This is a genomic window from Lacticaseibacillus sharpeae JCM 1186 = DSM 20505 (assembly GCF_001436225.1).
GTDB lineage: Bacteria > Bacillota > Bacilli > Lactobacillales > Lactobacillaceae > Lacticaseibacillus > Lacticaseibacillus sharpeae.
In genome coordinates this window covers 1-3,238 of the sequence record NZ_AYYO01000045.1, presented here as the reverse complement: position 1 = coordinate 3,238, position 3,238 = coordinate 1, and the positions used below count along the sequence as shown (strand labels likewise).

The window sequence follows — 3,238 nt, the reverse complement described above, 5'->3', positions numbered from 1 at the left end:
TATAGAAAAAGGAGCTGACAGACAAGATGTCTATCAACTCCAAATATCGTAGCGCCTTTTTTGTTGCCTGCCAGCAGCAACGTTGGTGCGCTCAGCAAGTGGTAACGTGGGCAAAATAATACGTTGTACGCTTTCCCCCTACCACCGCTGGCAAAGTCGCGGTATACTCGATAGTATATGAAATGGTAAAGGCTGGGAAGTACCATGTTAAATACAATTCTGGATTTTGTACTACATAATCTTTTATTCCGCGAACTGTTTGTTGTCTTCCTCATTGTGCTGGCGATGCTGCGCTACATCCACCGGTACGTTAAGGCGTCAAACAACCCGAACGTGCGGATTCGGCGCCGGCGGATGGCGACCACACTGGCTGGGACACGGCACTTGCTCATCGTGCTGGTGCTGGTGTTGGTGGCGGTCGTTGCGTATGACCGGGTTTGGCCCCACTTCAGCGGCCAGCCAGTGACGACGCACAAGGTGGCCAAGAAGAGCTCAATCAAGATTCACACCGCCACCAGTAAGTCGTCTGCCAAGAAGAAGGCCAAGGCTGAATCAATTAAGGGGGCAGTTGCCTCTGCCAGCAGCGTCACCGTGCCAGACGGGGCGATGTCGAAGGAGAAGGCGGCGGACATTGTGGCCAACTACTTCGGCCAGAATCCGAGTGAAGCGGATAAAGCCTCAGACGCCTACAAGACAACGAAGGTCGGAAACGGGGATGCCAGCATCGCCGTTTACACCGTTACGGGCTATGCGAAAAACAGTAACGGGAAACTCAAGGCGGCGCACGAATACTGGGTCTACGCCAATGGGAAGTTTACAACCAAATTCTAAAGTGCACACATACGAAAACGCCATGTTTCCTGCTGAGCAGGAAGCATGGCGTTTTTGGTTACCGGAACAAAATGGTGTTCGTGCCGGTTACGTACATCACGTACAGCAAGGCGATTAGGGCGTTGCCAACTAGCGACAGCAAGATGATGCCGAAGCGGAACGTGAATGGGTGGTAGGTGCTAGTCCAGTACCGGGCGCGCCGGTGGCCGTTGAACATGATGGTCAAAATGAGCAGCAAGATGGTGATGACAATCTGCACGCCCGCACCGACCGTAATCAGCGCGTTCGACTGTCCCTGCGCGAGAAATAAGTAGCAAACGGCGGCAAACGCGTCGAGAATGATTACGATTAATGTCATAGGTAATCCCTCCACAAACATTATGCCACAAATGTGCATTTACGCACAAAAAAAGGGCTCGGCAATACGCCTAGCCCGAATGTACTTTACAGATTCTTATCCATGTTGAAGGTGAGTTGTGACAGGTTAATGCCTTCCATAATCATCTTATTGATCTGATCTTTCGTTGCGGCCTTGGTGGTCGCAACAAGCTGGTGGTTGGCGTCAGTCAGGAATGCAGTTAATTCCTTGCCGGTCAGGTCGCTGGCGGCCTTATCCGTTGCCACGATGTGTGCGTGGTACTGCCGGTAGAGTTCAACCAGGTAGTCGCGGTTTTGCTGAATGAACTTGCTGTAGTGGCTTTCAGTCAGCATACTGAGCGTCCGGAACATCCAGTAGGCGGAATCAGTATCCACGTCGAGTTCCAGTGGGGTGGTTTCGTAGGATGGGTCCGTGTCGTTTGCGTTCGTGTAGAACGGTACGTAAGGACTGAAGGTTGGGTAACCCAGGTTCAGCCACATAATGCCGGCCAGGCCGTCATCGGCGGTGTCACGGACCTGCAAGACGTGTGAGTTCTGGGTCCGGTTCAAGCCGATTGGGCGGTAACGCAGGCGGTCCTTGTCGTCGCTGTGGCCCAATGGGTCGAAGCGGGTTTCGTTGTAGTGACTGCCGAGAATCTGGGCGATGTCTTCAACGGAAATCTTGTGGTCGGTGCGCATAATGAATGGCAGTTCTGCGGATTCTGGTTCTTCAGGCACTTCAGGGTTCAGAATGTGGTGGGCGTACCAAACCCGTGGCGTGTTGTAGTGGCGGTCCTTCTCGTTCATCGTCCCGAAGATGTGGCGGAAGTTCCAACCGGTCTTGTCGGGGTTCAGATTGTTGTCCGCAACGAATTCCTGGATGCCGGCGCTCCACGCGAAGTTGTCGGTGTCAGCAAAATCAACTTGCTGAATGGCAACTTGGTTGGCGGCAACCGCGTAGGCGTCGTCGGGGATGCGCTGGGCAACCCAGTGGTGCCCCGTAACGATTTCCATGTACCACACGTTGTCCTTGTCGGAGAACAAGACGGAGTTACCAGCCGGGGAACCGTAAGTCTTAATCAGCTGACCCAGGTATTCAACCCCGTGGCGAGCGGATTCAATGAAGGGGAGGGTCATGTTCACGATGAGGTCTTCATCGAGGCCATCCTTAACGAGCGGATCGATGGCCAGGCTGCGTTCGTTGCCGTATGTGCTTTCGGTTGCGGACATCGCCACGTTCTTCTCGTTAATCCCGCTTTCTTCGTAATCACCGAGGTGGGCATTGTCCACGTTCGGCACGGCGTTGTAGCGGTAACCATTCTCAGGCAGGTCCGCTTCAAAGCCGTTTAGTGGGGAGGCCACGTGGAGTCCCTTAACGCCCTTCCATGCAGCGTGCATGTAGAAGCGCTGGGGGGTCAGTGGGAGGAAGGTGTCGTCATTACGTGCAATCAGTGTGGTGCCGTCCAGGCTGGCGTTCTTACCAACGAGGATTGAGGTGCAAGCAGATTCGTTCATAGTTTCTCCTTTTGCTCTAGTAAGCACACGGGCGTGCACTTACAGGGAATGCGCCAACTGCGGCAAATTAATCAACCCAGATTTGCCGCAGCCACTCTTTCAACTTCAATATCGATGTTACGCCCTTAAAGGAAAAATGCAATTACAGGTAAGTTAAATACTGCACTTTGCCAAAATTGGGGCATACTTACGGGTGTTTTGTAGTCCAGACGCAGGATTGGCTGTGGCCTGGCCCCGGCACTGCTGGCCACAATTCCGGAATTTGTGACTGTTTGCGCTACTTTTTGTCCCAAAAGTATTGACGCAATTCTGAAAAGCCGGTATAGTAATACTCGTTCCTGTTACGGAGCAAGCTTATTGGGTATTAGCGAAGTGGTAACGCAGTGGACTCTGAATCCATAATCCTAGGTTCGATCCCTAGATACCCAAGCATAACCAGATGCGGCGCGCATCTGGTTTTTTTGTGGCCAATTGCAACTAAAAAGGGGTCTACACTTTCTGGTGTTGGAGATTTTTCTCCAACTCAGAGGTGTAG

The 3,238-nt window shown here is 52.6% G+C and carries 3 protein-coding genes and 1 tRNA gene; 2 read left to right on the top strand and 2 right to left on the bottom strand.

Going from position 1 to position 3,238, the window contains the following annotated elements:
• The first annotated feature begins 204 nt into the window (after positions 1–204).
• Positions 205–831 (top strand): hypothetical protein, encoded by a 627-nt coding sequence (locus FC18_RS09225; protein ID WP_056976138.1) that lies wholly within the window; start codon positions 205–207, stop codon positions 829–831.
• A 58-nt stretch (positions 832–889) separates the two neighbouring features.
• On the opposite strand, the gene FC18_RS09220 is transcribed toward FC18_RS09225, so the two are convergent.
• Together FC18_RS09220 and FC18_RS09215 are read right to left on the bottom strand one after the other, a co-directional pair.
• Positions 890–1,189, bottom strand: a complete 300-nt coding sequence (locus FC18_RS09220; protein ID WP_056976136.1) for a hypothetical protein — start codon at positions 1,187–1,189, stop codon at positions 890–892.
• Between the two features lie 86 nt (positions 1,190–1,275).
• The gene (locus FC18_RS09215) at positions 1,276–2,703 is read right to left on the bottom strand and encodes a C69 family dipeptidase (RefSeq protein WP_054680694.1); all 1,428 of its coding nucleotides are present in this window, start codon (positions 2,701–2,703) and stop codon (positions 1,276–1,278) included.
• Between the two features lie 358 nt (positions 2,704–3,061).
• On the opposite strand from FC18_RS09215, the gene FC18_RS09210 reads away from it, so the two are divergent.
• Positions 3,062–3,132 (top strand) — tRNA-Gln (locus FC18_RS09210).
• Positions 3,133–3,238: the final 106 nt, after the last annotated feature.